This is a genomic window from Limnohabitans rimovensis (SeqCode) (assembly GCF_965234775.1).
GTDB classification, from domain to species: domain Bacteria; phylum Pseudomonadota; class Gammaproteobacteria; order Burkholderiales; family Burkholderiaceae_C; genus Limnohabitans; species Limnohabitans rimovensis.
In genome coordinates this window covers 182,068-203,123 of record NZ_OZ248568.1, presented here as the reverse complement: position 1 = coordinate 203,123, position 21,056 = coordinate 182,068, and the positions used below count along the sequence as shown (strand labels likewise).

At 59.7% G+C, this 21,056-nt stretch carries 18 protein-coding genes; 9 read left to right on the top strand and 9 right to left on the bottom strand.

Going from position 1 to position 21,056, the window contains the following annotated elements:
- Position 1: 1 nt before the first annotated feature.
- Both AC8GFZ_RS13935 and AC8GFZ_RS13930 read right to left on the bottom strand, forming a co-directional pair.
- Positions 2-1,396 (bottom strand): peptidylprolyl isomerase, encoded by a 1,395-nt coding sequence (locus AC8GFZ_RS13935; RefSeq protein ID WP_506645508.1) that lies wholly within the window; start codon positions 1,394-1,396, stop codon positions 2-4.
- Positions 1,389-3,797, bottom strand: a complete 2,409-nt coding sequence (locus tag AC8GFZ_RS13930; RefSeq protein WP_506645507.1) for an LPS-assembly protein LptD — start codon at positions 3,795-3,797, stop codon at positions 1,389-1,391. Before AC8GFZ_RS13930 ends, AC8GFZ_RS13935 begins: the two co-directional genes overlap by 8 nt.
- A 93-nt stretch (positions 3,798-3,890) precedes the next feature.
- Between AC8GFZ_RS13930 and AC8GFZ_RS13925 the strand changes: the two genes are divergently transcribed.
- The 3 genes from AC8GFZ_RS13925 to AC8GFZ_RS13915 are packed head-to-tail and all read left to right on the top strand — an operon-like array spanning position 3,891 to position 6,972.
- Positions 3,891-5,000 (top strand): aminoglycoside phosphotransferase family protein, encoded by a 1,110-nt coding sequence (locus AC8GFZ_RS13925; protein WP_506645506.1) that lies wholly within the window; start codon positions 3,891-3,893, stop codon positions 4,998-5,000.
- A 27-nt stretch (positions 5,001-5,027) separates the two neighbouring features.
- On the top strand, positions 5,028-5,741 hold the full coding sequence (locus tag AC8GFZ_RS13920) for a 16S rRNA (uracil(1498)-N(3))-methyltransferase (RefSeq protein ID WP_506645505.1): 714 nt from the start codon (positions 5,028-5,030) through the stop codon (positions 5,739-5,741).
- A gap of 52 nt (positions 5,742-5,793) precedes the next feature.
- Complete coding sequence (locus AC8GFZ_RS13915; RefSeq protein WP_506645504.1) at positions 5,794-6,972, top strand: MFS transporter; 1,179 nt, start codon at positions 5,794-5,796, stop codon at positions 6,970-6,972.
- A 21-nt stretch (positions 6,973-6,993) separates the two neighbouring features.
- Here AC8GFZ_RS13915 and AC8GFZ_RS13910 read toward each other — a convergent pair whose 3' ends face one another.
- The 3 genes from AC8GFZ_RS13910 to metX all read right to left on the bottom strand — a co-directional run bounded on the left by AC8GFZ_RS13910 (position 6,994) and on the right by metX (position 10,290).
- The gene (locus tag AC8GFZ_RS13910; protein ID WP_506645503.1) at positions 6,994-8,454 is read right to left on the bottom strand and encodes a M20 family metallopeptidase; all 1,461 of its coding nucleotides are present in this window, start codon (positions 8,452-8,454) and stop codon (positions 6,994-6,996) included.
- Between the two features lie 121 nt (positions 8,455-8,575).
- The gene (metW, locus tag AC8GFZ_RS13905; protein WP_506645502.1) at positions 8,576-9,154 is read right to left on the bottom strand and encodes a methionine biosynthesis protein MetW; all 579 of its coding nucleotides are present in this window, start codon (positions 9,152-9,154) and stop codon (positions 8,576-8,578) included.
- A complete protein-coding gene (metX, locus tag AC8GFZ_RS13900) occupies positions 9,151-10,290 on the bottom strand; it encodes a homoserine O-succinyltransferase MetX (protein WP_506645501.1) in 1,140 nt (379 codons plus the stop codon). The genes metW and metX overlap by 4 nt, the downstream gene beginning before the upstream one ends.
- Positions 10,291-10,575: 285 nt before the next feature.
- On the opposite strand from metX, the gene AC8GFZ_RS13895 reads away from it, so the two are divergent.
- From AC8GFZ_RS13895 to rbp, 6 genes are all read left to right on the top strand, one after another.
- Complete coding sequence (locus AC8GFZ_RS13895; RefSeq protein ID WP_506645500.1) at positions 10,576-11,871, top strand: TolC family protein; 1,296 nt, start codon at positions 10,576-10,578, stop codon at positions 11,869-11,871.
- Positions 11,872-11,893: 22 nt separating this feature from the next.
- On the top strand, positions 11,894-14,014 hold the full coding sequence (locus AC8GFZ_RS13890; protein ID WP_506645499.1) for an ATP-binding cassette domain-containing protein: 2,121 nt from the start codon (positions 11,894-11,896) through the stop codon (positions 14,012-14,014).
- Positions 14,011-15,165 (top strand): beta-barrel domain-containing protein, encoded by a 1,155-nt coding sequence (locus tag AC8GFZ_RS13885; RefSeq protein ID WP_506645498.1) that lies wholly within the window; start codon positions 14,011-14,013, stop codon positions 15,163-15,165. Before AC8GFZ_RS13890 ends, AC8GFZ_RS13885 begins: the two co-directional genes overlap by 4 nt.
- Positions 15,162-15,296, top strand: coding sequence for a hypothetical protein (locus AC8GFZ_RS13880; protein ID WP_506645530.1), 135 nt, complete (start codon positions 15,162-15,164; stop codon positions 15,294-15,296). Before AC8GFZ_RS13885 ends, AC8GFZ_RS13880 begins: the two co-directional genes overlap by 4 nt.
- Positions 15,271-16,473 (top strand): ammonium transporter, encoded by a 1,203-nt coding sequence (locus AC8GFZ_RS13875; protein WP_506645497.1) that lies wholly within the window; start codon positions 15,271-15,273, stop codon positions 16,471-16,473. Before AC8GFZ_RS13880 ends, AC8GFZ_RS13875 begins: the two co-directional genes overlap by 26 nt.
- 221 nt (positions 16,474-16,694) lie before the next feature.
- Positions 16,695-17,192: an RNA-binding regulator gene (gene rbp, locus AC8GFZ_RS13870; protein ID WP_506645496.1), complete on the top strand. Its 498-nt coding sequence runs from the start codon at positions 16,695-16,697 to the stop codon at positions 17,190-17,192.
- A gap of 84 nt (positions 17,193-17,276) precedes the next feature.
- Here the strand turns inward: rbp and lptC are convergent, their stop codons facing one another.
- The 4 genes from lptC to mnmE form a co-directional block, all read right to left on the bottom strand.
- Positions 17,277-17,930 carry an LPS export ABC transporter periplasmic protein LptC gene (gene lptC, locus AC8GFZ_RS13865; protein ID WP_506645495.1) on the bottom strand — a complete coding sequence of 218 codons (654 nt, stop codon included), beginning with the start codon at positions 17,928-17,930 and terminating at the stop codon, positions 17,277-17,279.
- Positions 17,927-18,475: a KdsC family phosphatase gene (locus AC8GFZ_RS13860; RefSeq protein WP_506645494.1), complete on the bottom strand. Its 549-nt coding sequence runs from the start codon at positions 18,473-18,475 to the stop codon at positions 17,927-17,929. Before AC8GFZ_RS13860 ends, lptC begins: the two co-directional genes overlap by 4 nt.
- On the bottom strand, positions 18,475-19,455 hold the full coding sequence (locus AC8GFZ_RS13855; RefSeq protein WP_506645493.1) for a KpsF/GutQ family sugar-phosphate isomerase: 981 nt from the start codon (positions 19,453-19,455) through the stop codon (positions 18,475-18,477). Before AC8GFZ_RS13855 ends, AC8GFZ_RS13860 begins: the two co-directional genes overlap by 1 nt.
- Before the next feature lie 131 nt (positions 19,456-19,586).
- Positions 19,587-21,017: a tRNA uridine-5-carboxymethylaminomethyl(34) synthesis GTPase MnmE gene (gene mnmE, locus AC8GFZ_RS13850; protein WP_506645492.1), complete on the bottom strand. Its 1,431-nt coding sequence runs from the start codon at positions 21,015-21,017 to the stop codon at positions 19,587-19,589.
- Positions 21,018-21,056: the final 39 nt, after the last annotated feature.

The window sequence follows — 21,056 nt, the reverse complement described above, 5'->3', positions numbered from 1 at the left end:
CTCAAAGCGGGTCGTCGCGGTATTCGACGTAAGAGCGGCCTCGGGTCTCTTGGGCCCAGGCGCGGTAGCTGTCTTCTAACTTTTGTTCACGCAAGATGTTGCGCGCCAAGTCGCGTTGCTCTTTGACACTCAACTCGGCCTGGCGCCGCTCCATGACCTGGATAAGGTGGACGCCAAAGCGCGTCACCACCGGGGGCGAGGTTTGCCCGGGGGCGAGCTTGTTCATGGCCTCTTCAAACTCGGGCACAAACATGCCCGGACCGGCCCAACCCAAGTCGCCACCAGAAGCGGCGCTGCCGTCTTGCGAATGCAGGCGCGCCATGGTGGCAAATTCGGCCCGCCCGCTGTCAATTTGCAATTTGAACTCTTGCATGCGGGCCCGTGCCGCATTCGGGCTGAGCTGCTCACCCGGGCGCAACAAAATATGGCGCGCTCGGGTTTGCGGTACGGTCAAGGTGGATGCCTGCGGTTGACGCCGCTCGACGAGCTTGAGGATGTGAAAACCTGCGCCCGAAGGCACGGGGCCCGCCGACTGACCGACGGCCAAACCCTTGACGGCATCGATGAACAAACTGGGGAAGCGCTGCGCCGGTCGCAGGCCCATCATGCCGCCCGCGGCTTTGTCGGACGCGTCAGAGTTTTCACGCGCCATAGCCTCAAAGTCGGCACCGCCTTTGAGTTTTTCCACCAGTGACTGCGCCCGCAACCGCACCGCTTGGCGCTGCGCATCGGTGGCGTCGTCGGGCACCGCCAACAAAATGTGGCCCAGGGCCAGCACGGGCTCTGCCTCCTGGCTGGTTTTGATGCGCTCGGCCAGCAGCTTGTCGATTTCGGGCTCGGTGATGCGGATGCGCGCATTGACCTCGCGTTCGCGCAAACGCTGCAAGGTCAGTTGTTGGCGCAAATCGGCGCGAAACTGCGTCTGGCTCATGCCTTGCTGGGCGAGGCGCTCACGGAAAGCTTCCATGCTGACCCCGTTTTGGGTGGCCATGCCTTGTTCGGCTTGTTCGAGAACGCCGTCTTCAATGCGGATACCCAGGTCTTGCGCCAAGCGCAATTGGGCACGCTCATCGATCAAGCGCTCCAACACCTGGCGCACCAACACTTCGCGGCGCGGCACAAAGCTGCCTTGTTGTTGTTGCAACTGCTGAACGGTTTGCTCGACTTGCTGTTGCAACTCTTGGTTGGTGATGGGCTCAGAGTCAACCACCGCCACGATGAAGTCAGACGATCGGGCACCCGTGGTGTTGGCAGTGATTGGGTTGAGCACTGGGGCCAAAGACTGACCGCCGATGCGAATGCCCTGGGCCAAGCACACCGTGCCGGCGCACAAGAACACAAGGCATGCAAAACGGGCAAACCAAGGCTGCCCCACCGAATTTGTCTGTTCACTCATATTGACCGAATCGGCTTGGAAAGCCCCCGTAGTCGCGCAAGTTTTGATAGCGTGGCACGTAATCCCTGAACACGCCGGTGATGTTGGAGCCCACGCGGGACATCCCCGAAAACTCCATTTGGAACATGACCCGCTGAACCGCTCGATCAGCCGTCAACTGATACCTGTCAAGCGCCACCCGGGTGAGCCAACAGCCGGCATCGTATTCGACCCCGATCAGCGCATCGACCAAGCGCGACTCTTGTTGGTTGTAGTTTAAGCGCCCCACAGTGTACCAACGGCCTTCGCTGCTGCCCAAGCTGTTGTCGGCGCTGCCGTTCGCGGAAAAAAGATTTTGCAGCGGCCACTGCCAACTGGTATCCACAAACTCCCCGCCGGCCGCGCCCACGGCATCGGCTTTGTAACGATAGGCCATGTTCAAAACCCGGTATGGCCCCGGTCGGTAGCGTGCACCCACCGTGGAGCGCACCATGCGCGCCGCGTCTGGGCTGTATTGCAGGGCCGAGTCCAAAGCCCAGGCATTGACCAACTGCAAATTGGTACCCGCCAAGGTGTCGCTGAGCTGCTCGGTGGCTGCCACTCCACCGGGCAACACCACCTCTTGCGCGCGCAACCGATAGCGCTGCGCGAGCACAAAGCGGGCCCGCTCTGCGCCCGACTGCGGGTCCAAAAACCGCGATGTGGCACCTGTGGTCACCTGGTGGCTGTCAGAAATGCGGTCGTATCCGGTGAAGGCGTTTTCGGTGAAGATGGTGGCGATGTTGAAGTCGTAGCTGGCCGAGTCGTAGTTGGGCAGGCTGTTTTGGTCCTTGAACGGGGTGTTGACGTAAAAAATGCGCGGCTCCAAGGTTTGCACCCAATTCAAATCAAACAGCCGGGTCGGGCGGTCAAACACCGCGCCAGCGTCCAAGCTGTAGCCCGGTACCACCACCGATGCATTGCGCACGCCTGTGCTGGCCAAGGCCTGGTCAAACTGGTAGCTGCGTGCATTCAAGCTGAGCTTGGGCGTGACGGAGCCGTAAGGCGTGATCCACGACTGCGCCACTTGCACCTGACTGACCATGCGCTGCGCATTGTCGTTGGTCAGGCTTAAGAATTCGCGGTTGGACTGAAAGCGCGTCATCTCCCCCAGCAGCTGCACATCCAGGCCCGAGGGATAGGCCCATCGGTATTGGCCACTGAGCTTGGGCACCATGTCATACGGCGGTGTGATGGGGGTGCTGGTGTCTTGCAAGGTTTGCCACCGCAGCGTTCTGAATTGCGAGGTCAGGCCCCCACTGGCATAAGCCAGCGTGGCGTCGGCTGGTAGCAAGCGCAAAGCGCCGTTGATGTTGTTGCGCGGAAAGTCTTTCCAGTAGTTGTCGTCACTGACGCGGTTGATGTTCAAGCCCAAGTTCACCGGCCCCAAGCGGGCGGATCGGGTGTCGAGCGTGCCTTGGTGGGTCCAGGAGGTGCCCCAGCGTGAAGACCCACCCAAACGGTCATAGGGCATCACGTCCAGCTTGGCTGTGCCCTGAAAGGGGGGCAGCACGCTTTCCAGATACCGGAACTCGCCCGACATGTTCAGGCCGCGCTCGGTCATCAAGCGCGGCGTGATCAACAAGTCCCGGTTGGGCGCGATATTCCAGTAATACGGCTGCGAGTAAGTGAAGCCGTCAATGCTGTTGGACTCAATGGTCGGCGGCAGCAAGCCGGATCGGCGCTGGCTGGTCATGGGAAAGGCAAACGAGGGCACGCGCACCACCGCCGTGTCTTTGAAATACAAGGCGCCGTTGGTCACCTCGGCATCGCCTTTTTCGCTGTCCAAACTCAATTTATCGGCGCGGATCAGCCAATCTGGCAACCAACTCGGACCGGGTTTGCGCCGACAGGTGGTGTAGTCGCCTTGGTGAATGACCGCGCGCTTTTCATCCAAAAAATCCACCCGCCTGGCCTGGCCATGCCCTTGGCTGCGCAACAACTGGTAAGTGGGCTCGGTGATGCTGCCCTCAAACGCCTCGATTTTCAAATCCAGGTCGGGGCCTTCAAACACATTGCCCGCTTGGTTGATGCGCACGTTTCCGCGGGCGCGGGCCGTGTCGGTGGGCTGAAAGTAATCGATCCGCTCGGCGCGGATCAAGGTATCGGCCCGGCGCAGTTGCACATCGCCCATCATGAGCAAATCCAAATCTGGCCGTCCCGACAAATGGTCGGCTTGGATGAACAAAGGCTGGCGCGCTCGGTTTTGCGCGGGCAACAGCAAGGGCAACAGGCTGCTGGGTTTGAGCACGGGCGCTCCCGGCTGGGGCTGCGCCTGTGGCAACAAAGGCGACTGGGCCACCGCCACGCCCATGCACAGCCCCCCCAGCACGGCCCAAAAGGCTGGTGGCGCGTATGTGGCTTTCAATAGGGGGGCGTTCATGTTGGGGGCGTTCAAGCCGTGATGGACACATGCGACAACCGGCCAGGCGGCCCAGCTCGCAGCACCGGCACAGGTTTGTAGAATGGATTATCCATGAGCATCCCCACCATCGAAGCCGGTCCCACACCGGTCCCCTCCAGCCAAGTGCAGTGGGCAGATGCAGCGCGCCAAGCACATTTTGAGCAATGGTTGCAGGCCTTGGCTGTGAGCCACAGCCTGCACATGCCGAGTTTGCGGGTGGCCTCGGCCGACGCAAGTTTTCGGCGCTACTTTCGCATCGACACCGACCACGGCACATTGATAGTGGTCGACGCGCCACCGGCCCATGAAAACTGTGCGGCTTTTGTCCAAGTGGCCGAGTTGATGCTGGCGGCGGGTTTGCATGTCCCACAAGTGCTGGATTGGCAACGCGAGCACGGCTTCATGCTGCTGACCGATTTGGGGCAACACACCCTGATGCAACAACTCGACGCCCAGCAGCCCCAACAACACCTGGGCGACTTTGCGCGCGCCTTGGATGCCTTGATCGACTGGCAAAGCGCCAGCCAAGCCCACGTGCTGCCGGCTTACGACAACGCCTTGCTGATGCGCGAATTGCAACTGTTTCCCGACTGGTATGTGGCCCAGCAACGGGGCCTGGTGCTGACCGATGCCGAGCGCCAAACCCTGGACCAGGCGTTTGCCACCATCGTGGCACGCAATGTGTCGGTGCCCCAGGTGTATGTGCACCGCGACTTCATGCCGCGCAACTTGATGGTCTCGGGCGACCCGCAAGAGCGCCGCCTGGGGGTGCTGGACTTTCAAGACGCGGTCCATGGGCCCATCACCTACGACATCGCCAGCTTGATGCGCGACGCCTTCATCAGCTGGGATGAGGCCTTTGTGTTGGACGTCACCGTGCGCTATTGGGAGCGCGCCAGGCAAAAAGGCTTGCTGGGCACGGGTGAGCTGTCCACCGACTTTGGCCTGTTTTGGCGCGAAGTCGAATGGATGGGGCTGCAGCGCCACCTCAAAGTGGCGGGCATTTTTGCCCGCCTGGGCCTGCGCGACCACAAGCCCAAATACCTCGCCGATACGCCACGTTTTGTGACCTATATCCGGGCCACCTGCAGCCGCTACCGGGAACTCTTTCCGCTGCTGCGCTTGATCGACCGCATTGAAGGCCAGGCCAACGTGAGTGGCTACGCTTTTGGCCGGGTCTGACAGCGGCCCAAGCACCCATCAGACCCTGTGTCGCGCTTTTTTCACCCTGATCCCTTGATCGCCCAGACCTGCGTGGCGCTGGCCCCGGCCGCCGCACGCCATGTCCAGGTCTTGCGCTTGCAACCCGGTGACGAGATCTGCTTGTTCAATGGCGCGGGTGGCGAATGGTCGGCGCGCATCGAGCACATGGGCCGGAAAGACGTGACGGTGAATGTCCTAGAACACCAGGCCATCGAGCGCGAAGCGCCCAACCAAGTGGTGTTGGCCGTGGGCATGCCCGCCAATGAGCGCATGGACTGGTTGGTCGAAAAAGCCACCGAACTGGGAGTCGCGCGCCTGGTGCCCCTGATGACCGAGCGCAGCGTTTTGCGCTTGCACGCCGATCGGGCGCTCAAGCGCCAAGCCCACTGGCAAGCCTTGGCACATGCCGCTTGCGAGCAGTGCGGGCGCAACCGCCCCCCCACCATTGAGCTGCCCCAAAGTTTGGGCCAATTTCTCGCGCTGGATCATGGACCCGCGGCCAAACGCCTCTTGTCTTTGGCGCCCAGCGCCATGCCACGCCACCCCACTCCCGCTCATGTCACCGTACTCAGCGGTCCCGAAGGGGGCTTGAGCCAGGCTGAAGAGGCCTTGGCCTTGGCTGCGGGTTTTGTCCCCTGGCAGCTGGGCCCGCGCACCTTGCGCGCCGAGACAGCGGCCTTGGCCGCATTGACTTTGTGCGCAGAGGCCGCCCCGATGTAAGCTTCCGCCATGCCGATTTGACCGTGGTCCATTACAAAGAAAGAAAAAAACCATGAACCGACACCTGTGGCTGCTGACCTTGGCACAAGGCCTGTTTTTCACCAACAACGTGACCTTCATTGCCATCAACGGCTTGGTGGGCTTGAGCCTGGCCCCGGTGGGCTGGATGGCCACCTTGCCGGTGATGGGCTATGTGGTGGGCAGCGCGCTGAGTGCGGCCGTGGTGTCGCGCACCCAGGCCCTGTGGGGACGCAAAAAGTCGTTTCAAATGGGCTTGGTGGTGGCTTTTTTCTCTTGTGCCTTGGCCTTGTGGGCGGTGCTGCACCAATGGTTTTGGCTGCTGGTGCTGGCCACCTTCATCGCCGGTTATTACAGCGCCAACGCGCAGCTGTACCGCTTTGCCGCCGCCGAGCTGTCGCCCGCAGAAGGGCGCGAGAAAGCCGTGTCTTGGGTCATGGCCGGCGGCCTCATGGGTGCCATCGTCGGCCCCAACCTGGCCAACCAAACCAAAAGTTTGCTGGGTGTGCCCTTTGCTGGGGCCTACTTGAGTTTGATGGGTGTGGCCGTACTGGCTTGGCTGGTGATTGAGCGCATTGACTTTGGGCCCACCCCACCCCCACCACCCGCTGGCCATGTCCAACGCTCTTGGGGCAGCCTGATGGGACAACCGGTCTTTTTTGTCGCCGCCTTGAGCGCCGCCTTGGGTTATGGGGTGATGAACCTGCTCATGGCCGCCACCCCATTGGCGATGCAAAACTGCGGCATTGGTTTTGGCGACACGGCCATGGTGCTGCAATGGCATGTGATTGGCATGTTTGCACCCGGGTTCTTCACCGGCCACTTGATCAAGCGCTTTGGCGCCTTGCCCATCATGGGGGTGGGCGTGCTGCTCAACTTGGTTTGCGTGGCAATTGCGCTGAGCGGTATTGAAGTGCAACAGTTTTTGATTGCCCTGCTGATGCTGGGTGTGGGCTGGAATTTTTTGTTCACCGGCAGCACCACTTTGTCGATGCAAGGTTATGCCCCTGAGGACAAGCACCGCGCGCAGGCCGTGCTCAACTTTTGCGTCTTCGCCACGATGGCCGTGACCTCTTTTGCATCCGGCGCCTTGGTCACCACCTCGGGTTGGGATTGGCTCAATTGGGGCTCCTTGCTGCCCATTGGCATCATCGGTGTGGCGCTGTTGTGGCTGGCCCGCCACCTGAGCCTGAACAAACCCCAGGCGGCTTAAGACCCTTCGCGCAAGCCCGGCTCAGGGCAGGGCGGCCATCACCTGGGCCATGGCGGCGGTGAGTTTGCGCGCATAAGGCAGGTGCAAAAACTCATTGGGGCCATGGGCATTGGACTGCGGCCCCAAAACACCGCACACCACCATTTGTGCGCGTGGGAAGCCTTGGCTGAGCATGTTCATCAACGGTATCGTGCCGCCCTGCCCAATGAAACCGCACGGGGCGCCAAAGTGGGCGTTGCTGGCGCTGTGCAAGGCCTGGGACAACCAGGGGGCCACATCTGGGGCGTTCCACCCCGTCGCGCCGCCGTGGTGCTCAAAAGTCACCCGCGCTTGGTACGGGGCGTTGTCTTCCAGCAAGATTTTCATCTCCTGCACCGCCTGTGCCGCATCGACCAAGGGCGGCAGGCGCAAGCTGAGCTTGAAGGCCGTGTAAGGGCGCAACACATTGCCGGCGTCTTGCAAGGCGGGCAAGCCCTCGGCGCCGGTCACGCTCAAGGTGGGGCGCCAGGTGCGATTGAGCAAGGCCTCGGTGGGGTCTTGGGTGGTGGGCAAGGTGAAGTTGGACGAACCATGGCAATCATGGTGGGCCCAGGGAAAGCGCTGGTGCACCAAGTGGCCCAAAATCCGCGCCGTGTCTTGGGCCTGGGCCACCCGCTCCGACGGAATTTCACAGTGAAAGCTTTGTGGCAATAAGCGGCCCGTCTGGCTGTCTTCAAGCCGGTCGAGCAACTGGCGCATGATGCGAAAGCTCGAAGGCACCAAGCCCGATGCGTCCCCCGAATGCACGCCTTCGGTCAGCACCTGTACCTTGAGCACGCCGCTGGCCATGCCGCGCAAACTGGTGGTCAACCACAGTTGGTCATAGTTGCCCGCGCCACTGTCCAAGCAAATCACCAAGGCCACCTCGCCCAAGCGAGCGCGCAAGGCATCGATGTACGGCAGCAAATCGCCGGAGCCGGACTCTTCGCAGGTTTCGATCAAACCGACCATGCGGGGGTGGGGAATGTTTTGCGCTTTGAGCGCTGCAATGGCCGCGATGCTGGCGTAGACCGCATAGCCATCGTCGGCGCTGCCGCGGCCATACAGCTTGTCGCCCACGATCTTGGGCGTCCACGGCCCCAAGTCGGCACGCCAACCGTCAAACTCGGGTTGCTTGTCCATGTGGCCATACAGCAGAATGGTTTCAGCGCTGGCGGCGCGGGTGGCGGCCACCTCAAACATCAGCACCGGTGTGCGCCCCGGCAGGCGCACCACCTCCAGGGTCAAACCCGGGATTTTTTGCGCTTCGATCCACGTGGCCGCGTGCAACAGCACCTTGTCCAACCAACCGTGCGCCGCCCACTGCGGGTCAAATGCCGGGGACTTGGCGGGCATGGCGATGTAGTCTTGCAGCTGCGCCACGATGCTGGCGTCCCAGCTGTGGGTCACATGCGCCAGGGCTTGGTCTGGTTGCAAATCTTTGGCCAACAAGGGGGCGTTCATGGGGAGGATCTCCTAAAAATAGGCCATGGATGGGCACTCAGGCCTTGGCGTTTCATTGTGCCTGGGCCGTCGCTGTGGCGTGCTCGGCGTTGCGGACGACCGCAAGCCGAGCCGCCACCCATCACTGAAACGTAAACACCGCCGTGGCAGCGCGCCAATTGGGCCAATGGCGAATCACCCGGCCTTGGTGCAAACCGAAGGCGTCGGTGATGCGCAAATTGTTTTTCTGCGCCAGCAGCGCAAAGTCGCTGTAGGTGCCCACGCGGATGTTGGGCGTGTCGTACCACTGGTAGGGCAGGCGCTTGGTCACCGGCATGCGACCGGTCAAAACGCTCCAGCGGTTGGGCCAATGGGCAAAGTTGGGGAACGCCACCACACCCATGCGGCCGACGCGGGCGGTCTCGCGCAACATGGTTTCGGCATTGCGCAGGTGTTGCAAGGTGTCAATTTGCAGCACCACGTCAAACGACTGGTCGTCAAACATGCTCAAACCCTGTTCCAGGTTGAGCTGAATCACCGACACACCGCGTTGCACACAGGCCAAGACATTGGCGTCGTCAATTTCCACCCCGTACCCGGTGCAGCCGCGCTGCGATTGCAACAGGCTCAGGAACGCCCCGTTGCCGCAACCCAGGTCGAGCACACGGCTGCCGCGGGGGACCAGGTTGGCCAAGGCTTGCATCACCAAGGGGTCGCTCATGCCGTGGCCTCGGTCAAAGAAATTTGATCAAAATAGCTGCGCACCAAGGCCAAGTAACGCGGGTCATCGAGCAAAAACGCATCGTGCCCGTGGGGGGCATCGATCTCGGCATAACTCACGGTGCTGCGGTTGTTGAGCAGGGCGCGCACCATCTCGCGGCTGCGCGCTGGCGAAAAGCGCCAATCGGTGCTGAAGCTGACCAGCAAAAAAGCCGCTTTGGCGCGCGCCAGCGCGGCGCTCAAATCGCCGCCAAATTCGCGCGCTGGGTCAAAGTAGTCGAGGGCACGGGTGATCAGCAAATAGGTGTTGGCATCAAAGTATTCGCTGAATTTGTCGCCTTGGTAGCGCAAATAGCTTTCGATCTGAAACTCCACGTCTTGGGTGGAGTATTGGTAAGCCTGATCGGTCGCCCGTTGCAAGCGCCGGCCAAATTTTTCGTTCATCACGTCATCGCTCAGGTAGGTGATGTGGCCCAGCATGCGGGCAATGCGCAGGCCGCGTTTGGGCACCACGCCATGGGCGTAAAAGTGGCCGCCATGAAAGTCCGGATCGGTGACGATGGCGCGCCGGGCCACCTCGTTGAAAGCAATGTTTTCCGCGTTCAAGTTGGGCGAACTGGCAATGACCAGGGCGTGACGCACCCGGTCTGGGTATTGCAGCGTCCAGCTAAGGGCTTGCATGCCGCCCAAACTGCCACCCATCACCGCCGCGAGTTGGTCAATCCCCAAGGCATCGAGCAAGCGCGCCTGTGAATGAACCCAGTCCTCCACCGTGACCACCGGGAAATCGGCACCATAAATGCGCCCGGTCTCTGGGTTGACGTGCATCGGCCCCGTGGACCCAAAACACGAACCCAAATTGTTCACACCGATCACAAAAAAGCGGTCGGTATCCAAGGGCTTGCCCGGGCCGACCATGTTGTCCCACCAGCCTTCGCTTTTGTCTTGGCCGGGATACACACCCGCCACATGGTGAGAGGCGTTCAGCGCGTGACAGATCAAGACCGCATTGCTGCGCTGGGCGTTGAGTTGGCCATAGGTTTCATACGCCAGTTGGTAGGCGCCCAGGGTCAAGCCACACTTCAAGCCCAAGGCTTGGGTAAATGTCTGTGTCTGGGTGTGGGCGATGAGGGTCATGGAGCAGTTTGGATCGGCCTTGACGGCGCCCGAAGCAGTCCGTTTTTAGCTGAATTTATAGACGCGCCCGCAATCTCTGGCAAATCGGCGCTTGGGATTATTCTAGCCAAGGGCAAAGGTAAGATTCTTTGTGTCAGATCTGCTGGGAGACAACATACCAGGGGGCCATCATTGCGCCACGCTTGTTCAAGCTGCTCACATTTGCCTAAAAATAAGCCCCGCGCATTTATGAGTTCTAATGTATGCGTATTTATTGTAGAATATGCCACTTAAATGATAAATTCCATGAAATCGAAATCTTCGGATATTTTTATTTTTATCGCTTTTGCTGTTTTTGTGTCCCATGCCTGGGGCCAAGCCCTGCCCAGCCTGGGGGCCTTGCCCCCTTTGATGGCCGAGGCCTTGGCCCGCCACCCCCAGGTGCGCATGCAACAAGCGCTGGCATCGGCCGCAGGCATCGATGTGGACAGCGCGCGCTGGCAATACTTTCCCACCCCATCGCTGAGCGTCGAGCGTGCCAACACCGCCAACGACCCGGCCTTGGTCAACCGCGACGATCCCGTCACCATCTTGCGCTTGAGCCAACCGATTTGGACCGGCGGCAAGCTCGGTGCCAATGTGACCCGCGCCACCGAGGTCAGACAAAGCAAAGAAGCGGCTGTGCAAGAGGCGCGCCAACAGCTCTCCTTGCGCGTGCTGCAAGCCTATACCGATTGGCAGTTGGCACACTTGCGTGGCAAAGCCTTTGAAGAGAGCTTGCGAGCCCAAACGAAGCTGCTGGAGCAAGTGGAGCGGCGTTTGGGCGCGGGTGCCGCCACGGAGGCCGATGTGTTGTTGTCCAAAAGCCGGATTGAGTCCACCCAGGCTGATTTGTATGGCATCGAATCCCAAAAGTCCTCCGCCCTGGCGCGCTTGAGTGAGTTGCTGGCGCGACCAGTCACATCGGCCGAGCTCAGCGCCGCGCCCAGCCCCGCTTTGCCCCTGGAGGGCGACGACGCCACATGGATGGGCAAAGCGCAAAGCAACAGCCCCGCCATCCAGCGCTTGCAAGCACAGGCCTTGGCCACCGAGGCCGAAGTCACCGCTGCCCGTGCAGACATGTATCCGCAACTGAGTTTGCGCTTTGAGCGCCAAAACGGCAGCTTTACCTACCTGAACTACGGCACGGTGGACCGGGTGTATCTCAGCGTGACGTCTCAGGTGAGCGCTGGGTTGTCCACCTTCACCCAGCAACAGTCAGCGCAGATGCGCTTGGCCGCCGCTCAGACCGAAGTGGAAACCGAGCGCCAAAACCTCAGCGAGCAAGTGCGCAACGATCTGACCTTGCACCGCAATTTATCGGTGCGCATTCCCTCATTGAGCTCATCACTGCGCTCGACCCGGCTGATTCAAGAGGCTTGGGAGCGGCAGTTTTTGGCTGGGCGCAAAAGTTGGCTGGAGGTGATGAATGCCGTGCGCGAAATCCAACAAGCCGAAAGCCAACTGATTGAGGCCCAGACCAATCAAATGCAACTGAGCTGGCGCTTGACCATCTTGGCCGACGGCGGTCCTCGTCTGCCAGCGCCGTCGATGGCACGCTAAAACCCCAGAAAAAACGCCCACCATGAACACGCTCTACATGACTTTGATGCGTTTGAACGCATTGCAAAACACCGCCAGCGATCGCTTGGCCTTGGTGGAAGCCGTTGATTCAGCCTACAAATCGGTGACCACTGCCAGCGACGCCGAACTCGACCCGCAAAAGGTGCTCAACACCATCAGCACGCACTTGCAAGCACCGCGTTTCAAGTCCGTGCGCCAGCTCGACCCCGCCGCCATGCCGGTGCTGGTCCACGATGCACAAAAGGGTTTTGCCTTGGTGCGCGGTTTGAATGCGCGCCAGCAATGGGTGATCGAGCGCTTCGATGACGAAGAAAAAAAATGGTCGGAAGAGGCACTCGAGGGCAAACCCCAGGGGGTGTTTTTCCGTGGCCTGGCGGCCAAGCCTTTTGAGGCCCACCGCAGCCCCGTGTTTCGCATCATCACCAATGAGTTGTGGCGCTCCAAGTCCATCTTCACAGAGATTTTCATTGGCAGCATCGTCATCAACATGATTGCCCTGGCCAGCTCTTTTTTCAGCATGCAGGTCTACGACCGGGTGGTGCCCACCGGTGCGGTACAGACCCTGCTGGCATTGACCATGGGCCTGATGATTGCCATTTTGTTTGAACTGCTGCTCAAACATTTGCGCAGCCACTTTTACAAGGCTTTGATTGATAGCGTAGACCAGCGCTTGGCGCGTGCAACCTACATGCGGTTTTTGCAAATTCGCCTGGACCAATTGCCCCGCAGCGTGGGCAGCTTGGCCTCGCAGTTGCGGGGCTATGAATCGATCCGCTCCTTTCTCACTGCAGTCACCACCCAAATGGCGGTGGATGCCCCCTTTGCCATCTTCTTTTTGATCCTCATCGGCATCTTGGGTGGGCCTTGGTTGGCGGCCATTCCCTTGGCTTTTTTGTTTTTGTCTTTGGCCATGGGCTTTTACTTCAAAAGCAAGTCCGATCGGCTCGCGGAGGTGGTTTACCAAGCCAGCAACTTCAAGACCGGCTTGCTGGTCGAGAGCATCGAAGGGGCAGAAACCATCAAGTCGGGTCAATCGGGCTGGCGCATGTTGCAGCGCTGGATGAACTCCACCGACGAGGCACGCACCAGCGAGTTAGAGATGCGCACGGTGACTGAAAACGCCCAACACATCACCGCGGCTTTTCAGCAAATTTCTTATGCACTGCTGGTGGCCACTGGCGCGCTGATGGTCAGCCGGGGTGAGGTGACCATGGGCGGCTTGATCGCTTGCAGCATTTTGTCGGGCCGCGTGCTCACGCCCATTGCCGGCCTGCCCGCCTTGTATTTGCAATGGTCCACCACCAAGGTGTCGGTGAAGATGCTCAACTCGCTTTGGAGTTTGCAAGACGACCACCACGGTGTGGAGACGCCTGTGATGCCCGACACCATTCACGGCGCCTACCGGTTTGAGAATGTGACCGCCAGTTATGGCGGTGCGCGTTTGGCTTTTTCATGCCCGCAATTGCAAATCCGATCTGGCGAAAAAATTGGCATCTTGGGCCCCATCGGTGCAGGCAAAACCACTTTGCTGCGTTTGCTCAGTGGCATGTACGCACCCCAACAGGGCCGCATCTTTTTGGATGATTTGGACTTGGGCCATATTCACAAAGGTGTGCTGTCCGAGCACATCGGCTATTTGCAACAAGACGGTCGCTTGTTTGCGGGCAGCTTGCGCGAAAACCTCACCTTGGGCTTGGTGATTCCCGATGACTCGCGCATCTTGGCAGCCGCTGAGCGCACGGGCTTGCTGCAATCGGTGATCCAATCGCATCCAGAGGGTTTGCAGCAAAAAATTGCTGAAGGGGGCATGGGCTTGTCTGGTGGTCAAAAGCAGCTGGTCAACTTGACCCGTGTCGTTTTGCGTGAGCCCTCCATCTGGCTGCTCGATGAACCCACCTCCAATGTGGACAAGGCCACCGAACAGCGCATCATTCAAATGTTGGCCGATACCCTCAAGCCCACCGACACCTTGATTTTGGTCACCCACAAGCCGGAGTTGTTGGTGTTGGTGCAACGCTTGCTCATCGTGGCGCAAAACAAGGTGGCTTTGGACGGGCCGCGCGATGAGGTGCTCAAACGCTTGCAATCCAACACCCCTGCGACAAAAGGAGGCCCCGCATGAGTTACGCAGACCAACACAAAAGCTGGCCGATGATCTCGATTTTGTCGGCGGGTTTTGCGGCCTTGGCGTTTTGGGCTTCGCAATCCGACTTGGATCAACTGGTGCGCGCCACCGGCCAAGTGATTCCAGACGCGCGCACCCAAATCATCCAAGCGGCTGATGGCGGCGTGGTGTTTGAGTTGCGGGTCCAAGAGGGGCAAGCGGTCAAAGCCGGGCAAATCCTGGCGGTGCTGGAGAAAGAGCGGGCGCAAGCAGGTTTCAAAGAAATCGTAGCGCGAGTGGCTTCGCTGCGTGCCATTTTGGATCGCACCAACGCAGAGATCCGCCAAATCCCTTTGGCATTCAACAAGCAAAGTGCGGCCTTTCCAGAGTTCACCAACGCCCAGGCCGGCTTGTACATGCAGCGCAAAAAGACACTGGATGAAGAAATGGGCTACTTGCAAGAAGCCTTGGCCAATGCCAAGGAAGAGTTGGAGATGAACCAAAAGCTGATGAAAACGGGCGACACCAGCCGTCTCGACCTGTTGCGTTCTGAGCGCCAGGTCACCGACTTGGCTGGCCGCATCAGCGCCACCCGCAACCGCTACATGCAAGAGGCGCGACAAGATGCGAGCAAAGCGGAAGAAGAGCTGGCGACCACCCAACAAAAACTCAATGAACGCCAAAGCATCTTGGACCACACCGACATGGTTTCGCCGGTGGGCGGGGTGGTGAAGTACCTGCGTGTCAACACCATTGGCGGGGTGCTTCGGCCCGGAGACGAGCTGATGCAAATTGCCCCCACCGATGGCGGTTTTTTTGTCGAAGGCCGCGTCACCCCCAGTGACGTGGGCAGCTTGAAGCTGGACCTGCCGGTGACGGTGCGGGTGGATGCCTTCGACTATTCCATTTATGGCACCCTGAAGGGCCGCTTGACCCACATCAGCCCCGACACCTTGAGCGAACAAGGCAGCCGCGGCGAAACCAATGTGTTCTACCGCATCCAAGTGCGCCTGGATGCCGATCAGTCACACAACCCGCGCGCCCAAGACATTGGCATCAAGTCGGGCATGACCACCAGCTTGGACATCCGCACCGGCGAACGCACCGTGCTGCAATACCTGATCAAACCCATTTTCAAAGCCTTCCAAGGGGCCATGACCGAGCGATGACCCCCGACCACACCATTTTGGTGTGGTTTTTGCTTTCCTTTGGTGCGATGCGCTTTTTATTCGAAAAAACGCACCTAAATAAAGCAAAACGATGGGGGCTTGCGCATGGACGCACCAAAAACGAGCGCTGACGCACTGTTTATTCTCTTGGGTGCCATCATGGTTTTGGCCATGCACGCCGGATTTGCCTTTTTAGAGCTGGGCACCGTGCGCAAAAAGAACCAGGTCAATGCCCTGGTCAAAATATTGGTGGACTTTTGTGTCTCTGCCCTGGTCTATTTTGCGGTTGGATTTGGCGTGGCCTATGGCACGGGGTTTTGGGTGTCGGCCGAGACCTTGGTGGCGCAAAACGGCTACGAACTGGTGAAGTTCTTCTTTTTAATGACCTTTGCGGCCGCCATTCCCGCCATCATCTCAGGGGGCATTGCCGAGCGCGCCAAGTTTTGGCCGCAACTGATCGCCACTGCGGTTTTGGTGGGCGTGGTCTACCCCTTGTATGAAGGCGTGGCTTGGAACCAGCAATGGGGCATCCAAGCCTGGTTGCTGACCCACACCGGCGCTGAGTTTCACGACTTTGCAGGCTCGGTGGTGGTGCACGCCATGGGCGGCTGGTTGGCCTTGCCCGCGGTGATCTTGCTGGGCGCACGCAGCAACCGCTACCGCAAAGACGGTGCCGTTTCTGCGCACCCCCCCTCCAGCATTCCTTTTTTGGCCTTGGGTGCCTGGATTTTGATCGTGGGTTGGTTTGGTTTTAATGTGATGAGCGCCCAAACCCTGGACAAAATGTCGGGCTTGGTGGCGGTCAATTCCTTGATGGCCATGGTCGGCGGTACCTTGGCCGCATTGGCCCTGGGCAAGAACGATCCGGGCTTCGTGCACAACGGCCCCTTGGCCGGCTTGGTTGCGGTGTGTGCCGGCTCAGACGTCATGCACCCCATGGGGGCCTTGGTGGTCGGGGCGGTGGCAGGGCTCATCTTTGTCAGCATGTTCACCCTGACCCAAAACCGCTGGAAGATTGACGATGTGTTGGGGGTTTGGCCCCTGCACGGTTTGTGCGGCACCTGGGGTGGGGTGGCCGCTGGTATTTTTGGTTTGCCAGCCTTGGGTGGTTTGGGCGGGGTCAGCTGGCAGGCCCAGATATTGGGCACCTTGTTGGGCGTGGTGTGGGCCTTGGTGGCTGGCACCGTGGTGTATGGCGGGCTCAAAATGACGATGGGCTTGCGGCTGAGCCCTGAAGAAGAATTTGAAGGTGCTGACTTGAGCATTCACCACATCAGTGCCAGTCCTGAAAGAGAGGCTTCTTGGTGAGCATTTGCACCAGAGTGTGGTTTTTTTGGGTGCTTTTGGGCCGATTAAACATAAATAGTTTGCACTTTTCATCTTCCTGTCCCACATAATGGATTCGCTTATGTCTTTCAATAAGACAAAAGTGGTTTGGGTGATCGGTCAGTTTCGCGCCTCCGCTTCCTTTGTGTTGTGCTTTCGGGACCCCATCGCTTGTTTTTTAGTGTTTTTTAGGAGTCCCTTGCATGGGCAATAAACTGTACGTGGGCAATTTGCCGTACACGGTGCGCGATGGCGATCTCGAGCAATCTTTTGGTCAGTTCGGTACCGTCACCAGTGCCAAAGTCATGATGGAGCGCGACACGGGTCGATCCAAAGGCTTTGGTTTCGTAGAAATGGGCAGCGATGCCGAGGCGCAAGCCGCCATTGCCGGTATGAACGGTCAGCCTTTGGGCGGACGCAGTTTGGTCGTCAATGAAGCCCGTCCCATGGAAGCTCGTCCTCCCCGCACTGGCGGTGGTGGCGGCTACGGTGGCGGTGGCGGTGGCGGCGGTGGTGGTTATGGCGGCGGTGGTGGCGGCGGTTACGGTGGTGGCGGTGGCGGTGGTGGTCGACGCGAAGGCGGCGGCGGCTACGGCGGCGGCGGTCGTCGTGACAGCGCTGGCCCCGATGGTGGTTTCCGCAGTCCTTACGGTTCTGGCCCCCGTGGCGCAGGTCGCAACGACAACAACCAAGGTTATTGAGTTCTCACTCAACCCAACCTGAAAAGCCCCGCAAGGGGCTTTTTTATGGCGGCCAGTTTTTACTCGGCTATAGGGACCATCCGCTCAACGCCCTGTGGGCGTGATGGACATGCGGACCTTCCCACTCAAGTCCAGCTGCTGCGTCAGGTGATCGTATTGCAGGCGTTGGCCCTCCATGCGGTCGTTTCCGCGCTGTAACTGCACGGCTTGGTCGGTGCTCATGCGCTCACGCCGTGCGTCCAAAAACAGGGATTGGGTTTGCACCACCAAGCTTGGGCCCAGCGGGGGTTTTGCTTGTGGGCCGGATGATCGCTCGATGCGCACATCACCCCACAAGCGCACCTCACTGCCATCGGAGTTGCTCTCACCTTGACGCGCCTTGGCGTAAGTCTTGTCTCCCTGAGGGGTGTACCACAGCAAAACGGGTTGTTCAAAGTGCAAGGTCTGGGTGTCTGGATAGTGCCGCACCTCCAACGCTTGCAGCCGCGCACGGGGCTTGCCATCGGCTTGAAATTGCTGCAACACCACGCGGCCCATGGTGTAGTCGGGCACATGGCGCGGTGCCAACTCTGGCGTGGGCTCTTCGGCCTGTGGGGTGTTGCGCAACAAACCGTAGGTCAAAAAAGCCAACACACCCATCAACAAAACGGGCAAATACAAGAGCAACCAGTTGCCCACATCCAAACACAAATTGACCGCTTTTTGTGCTGTGCGACGAATGAGACCTGGCCCATTCACACCTGGCTCCAGATGCGCAGTTGCCTGGCGTAATCGCCTTTGGCCATCAACAACACATCGCAAAACTCACGCAAGGCCCCGTGCCCGGCCAAAGCCCGGGTCACATGGTGTGCCACCGCCAACACCTCAGTGTGCGCGCCCGGCGGGGCACAGGCAAATGCACTGCGCAACAGCATGGGCAAGTCCGGCCAGTCATCCCCCATGGCTGCGGCTTGTGCCCAAGCCAGGCCCTGGTCTTTGAGGACTTGTTCAGCCACCACACATTTGTCTTTGATGCCAAAAAACGCGCGCTCTAGCCCCAATGCGCTCAAGCGGTGGCGCAAGGGAGCACTGTCGCGGCCGGTGATCACCACCACGGTGACGCCGGCCTCTTTCAACAATTGCAGCCCCATGCCATCCAAGGTGTGAAAGCGCTTGATCGATTCGCCTTGACCGTCCATGTACAGGCCGCCATCGGTGAAGACGCCATCCACATCCAAAAAAGCCAAGCGGACGTTTTGGGCTTTGAGCAACAGTTCGGTGGGAAATTTTTGGGTGGCTTGCATCAAATCACCTTGGCGCGCATCAAGTCGTTGGTGTTGATGAAGCCACAAAGGCGCTTTTGATCATCCACCACCAGCAAGCTGGTGATGCGGTGCTCTTCCATGATTTGGGCTGCTTGGGCCGCCAAGGCGTTGACCGAAATGGTGCGGGGGTTGGGTTTCATCACATCGGCTGCACTGATGGCGCGCAAGTCTTGCCCGCTCTCGACCAGTCGGCGCAAGTCTCCGTCTGTAAAGATGCCCAAAATAGCGCCTTGCTCATCGGTGACCGCCGTGGCACCCAGCCCCTTTTGGCTCATTTCGCGCATGAGTTCTGTCAAGCCCGCTTGTGGCCTGACGGCGGGCAATTGCGGGCCCGCGCGCATGACATCTTTCAAATGGGTGAGCAACTTGCGCCCCAAAGAGCCCCCCGGGTGCGAGCGCGCAAAGTCCTCGGCCTGAAAGCCGCGTGCATCGAGCAACGCCATCGCCAGGGCGTCACCCATGGCCAACTGTGCCGCCGTGCTGGCCGTGGGTGCCAGGTTGAGCGGGCAAGCTTCTTTTTCCACACTGCTGTCCAACACCGCCAAGGCATGCTGGGCCAAGGTGGATTGGGCCCCGGCCGTGATCGCCACAATCGGCACACCTTGGCGCTGCAACAGCGGCAGCAAAACGATGATTTCTTCGCTCTCGCCGCTGTTGGACAAGATCAAGGCCACATCCGTGTCTTTGATCATGCCCAAGTCGCCATGGCTGGCTTCAGCCGGGTGGACAAACATCGCGACCGTTCCGGTCGAGGCCAGGGTGGCGGCAATTTTGCGACCAATGTGGCCGCTTTTGCCCATGCCCATCACCACCACACGGCCCGTGGCTTGCAACAAAATGCTCACCGCCAACACAAACGAGCGGCCGATGGTTTTTTTCATCCCCAAGATGGCCTGGGACTCGATGTCCAAGGTGTTGTGGGCCAAGCCAATCATGCGCTGCGCCTTGCTGTCCAACATGTTGTGGGTCAACGCGACGAGCCGGTGGTTCCTGCTGAGAGGGGGATTGGGTTCAATGGGGGCGCTGGACATGGGTTCATTCTATCGATGCCGCCAATTCGCCCCAACGCGATTCTTAAGTCAACGCACCGTCATTTGCCAATACAAAAGCGGGAAAAAATTTCACCCAACAAATCATCGGCCGTCATTCCACCGGTGATCGTGGCCATTTCTTGTTGCGCCAAACGCAATTCTTCGGCCACCAGCTCGAGCTTCAACGGCTTTTCGAGCAAACCACTTTGGGCATTGGCCAGTCGGGCGTGAAAAGCTTTCAAGGCTTGTAGGTGTCGTTCGCGCCCACTGTATTCGCCCTGGTCGGCGCTGGCTTGTCGCCCCACGGTGGCCAAGATTTCTTGCTTGAGTTGTGGCAGTCCAGCCCCGGTTTGTGCGGATATCCAAATGGGATTGTCATCCCACTCTGGCACGGGCGTGTCTGTGAGCAGGTCCACTTTGTTCCACACTTGTAAACAGCGCTGCTGTGGGCCCAAGCGCTGCTCGATCAAAGTTTGTAGCTGCGCATCACGCTGGCGATAAGCCGCTTGGTCTTGGCGCGACAGGTCATGTAAAAACAGCACGGCATCGGCTTTTTCTAAATGCTGCCACGCCCGCTCAATACCTATTTTTTCAACCACGTCTATTTCGTCAGCTTGGTCATCGCGCAGCCCTGCCGTGTCCACCACGTGAATCGGCACATCGTCGATGTGAATGGTTTGCGCCAAGGCGTCACGGGTGGTGCCCGGTATGGGGGTGACGATGGCCGTGTCCTTGCCCGACAACGCATTGAGCAAGGCGCTTTTACCCACATTGGGCTGGCCCACAATGACCAATTGCAAACCCTCGCGCAGCAAAACCCCTTGGCGCGAGCGCTCGTGCAGTTTTTCACTGGCTTGCATCAGCTGCTGCAACTGCCCCAACGCGTCGGCTTGCTGCAAAAAATCAATTTCTTCTTCGGGGAAGTCCAGCGTGGCCTCAACCAACATGCGCAAGCGGGTGAGCGCCTGCGTCAAGGCATGCACTTCTTCGGAAAAAGCCCCGGCCATGGAGCGGGTGGCGCTGCGCACCGCCGCCTCTGAGCTGGCATCGATCAGGTCAGCCACCGCTTCGGCCTGGGCCAAGTCCAGTTTGTGGTTCAAATATGCGCGCTCGGTGAACTCGCCCGGGCGCGCCAGGCGCATGCGGGGGGCATGGTCGTCGGTATGGCTCGGCATGGCTTGGGCCACGCCCAAGCAGCGTCGGATCAACATTTGCATGACCACCGAGCCGCCATGCCCTTGCAACTCCAGCACGTCTTCGCCGGTATAGCTGTGTGGCGCGGGGAACCACAGGGCGATGACTTGGTCGATCAACCGCCCGTCTTTGTCACACACAGGGGTCAAGGTGGCCATGCGGGGCACCAACTCGCGCCGCAAAAGGGCCAGCACCCAGCTTTGCAAGCCTTTACCGCTGATGCGCACAATGCCCACGGCACCGCGCCCAGGTGCTGTGGCCACGGCCACAATGGGGTCCGACCAAGCGCTCAACATGTCTTCAAGACCCCGCCAATGGTGCGCGCCACCGTGACA

What these genes read in the sequence shown, in the direction of transcription:
- AC8GFZ_RS13935 (WP_506645508.1), bottom strand. Translation starts at nt 1,396, where the DNA reads ATGAGTGAACAGACAAATTCGGTGGGGCAGCCTTGGTTTGCCCGTTTT.
- AC8GFZ_RS13930 (WP_506645507.1), bottom strand. Translation starts at nt 3,797, where the DNA reads ATGAACGCCCCCCTATTGAAAGCCACATACGCGCCACCAGCCTTTTGG.
- AC8GFZ_RS13925 (WP_506645506.1), top strand. Translation starts at nt 3,891, where the DNA reads ATGAGCATCCCCACCATCGAAGCCGGTCCCACACCGGTCCCCTCCAGC.
- AC8GFZ_RS13915 (WP_506645504.1), top strand. Translation starts at nt 5,794, where the DNA reads ATGAACCGACACCTGTGGCTGCTGACCTTGGCACAAGGCCTGTTTTTC.
- AC8GFZ_RS13910 (WP_506645503.1), bottom strand. Translation starts at nt 8,454, where the DNA reads ATGAACGCCCCCTTGTTGGCCAAAGATTTGCAACCAGACCAAGCCCTG.
- metW (WP_506645502.1), bottom strand. Translation starts at nt 9,154, where the DNA reads ATGAGCGACCCCTTGGTGATGCAAGCCTTGGCCAACCTGGTCCCCCGC.
- metX (WP_506645501.1), bottom strand. Translation starts at nt 10,290, where the DNA reads ATGACCCTCATCGCCCACACCCAGACACAGACATTTACCCAAGCCTTG.
- AC8GFZ_RS13895 (WP_506645500.1), top strand. Translation starts at nt 10,576, where the DNA reads ATGAAATCGAAATCTTCGGATATTTTTATTTTTATCGCTTTTGCTGTT.
- AC8GFZ_RS13890 (WP_506645499.1), top strand. Translation starts at nt 11,894, where the DNA reads ATGAACACGCTCTACATGACTTTGATGCGTTTGAACGCATTGCAAAAC.
- AC8GFZ_RS13885 (WP_506645498.1), top strand. Translation starts at nt 14,011, where the DNA reads ATGAGTTACGCAGACCAACACAAAAGCTGGCCGATGATCTCGATTTTG.
- AC8GFZ_RS13880 (WP_506645530.1), top strand. Translation starts at nt 15,162, where the DNA reads ATGACCCCCGACCACACCATTTTGGTGTGGTTTTTGCTTTCCTTTGGT.
- AC8GFZ_RS13875 (WP_506645497.1), top strand. Translation starts at nt 15,271, where the DNA reads ATGGACGCACCAAAAACGAGCGCTGACGCACTGTTTATTCTCTTGGGT.
- rbp (WP_506645496.1), top strand. Translation starts at nt 16,695, where the DNA reads ATGGGCAATAAACTGTACGTGGGCAATTTGCCGTACACGGTGCGCGAT.
- AC8GFZ_RS13860 (WP_506645494.1), bottom strand. Translation starts at nt 18,475, where the DNA reads ATGCAAGCCACCCAAAAATTTCCCACCGAACTGTTGCTCAAAGCCCAA.
- AC8GFZ_RS13855 (WP_506645493.1), bottom strand. Translation starts at nt 19,455, where the DNA reads ATGTTGGACAGCAAGGCGCAGCGCATGATTGGCTTGGCCCACAACACC.
- mnmE (WP_506645492.1), bottom strand. Translation starts at nt 21,017, where the DNA reads ATGTTGAGCGCTTGGTCGGACCCCATTGTGGCCGTGGCCACAGCACCT.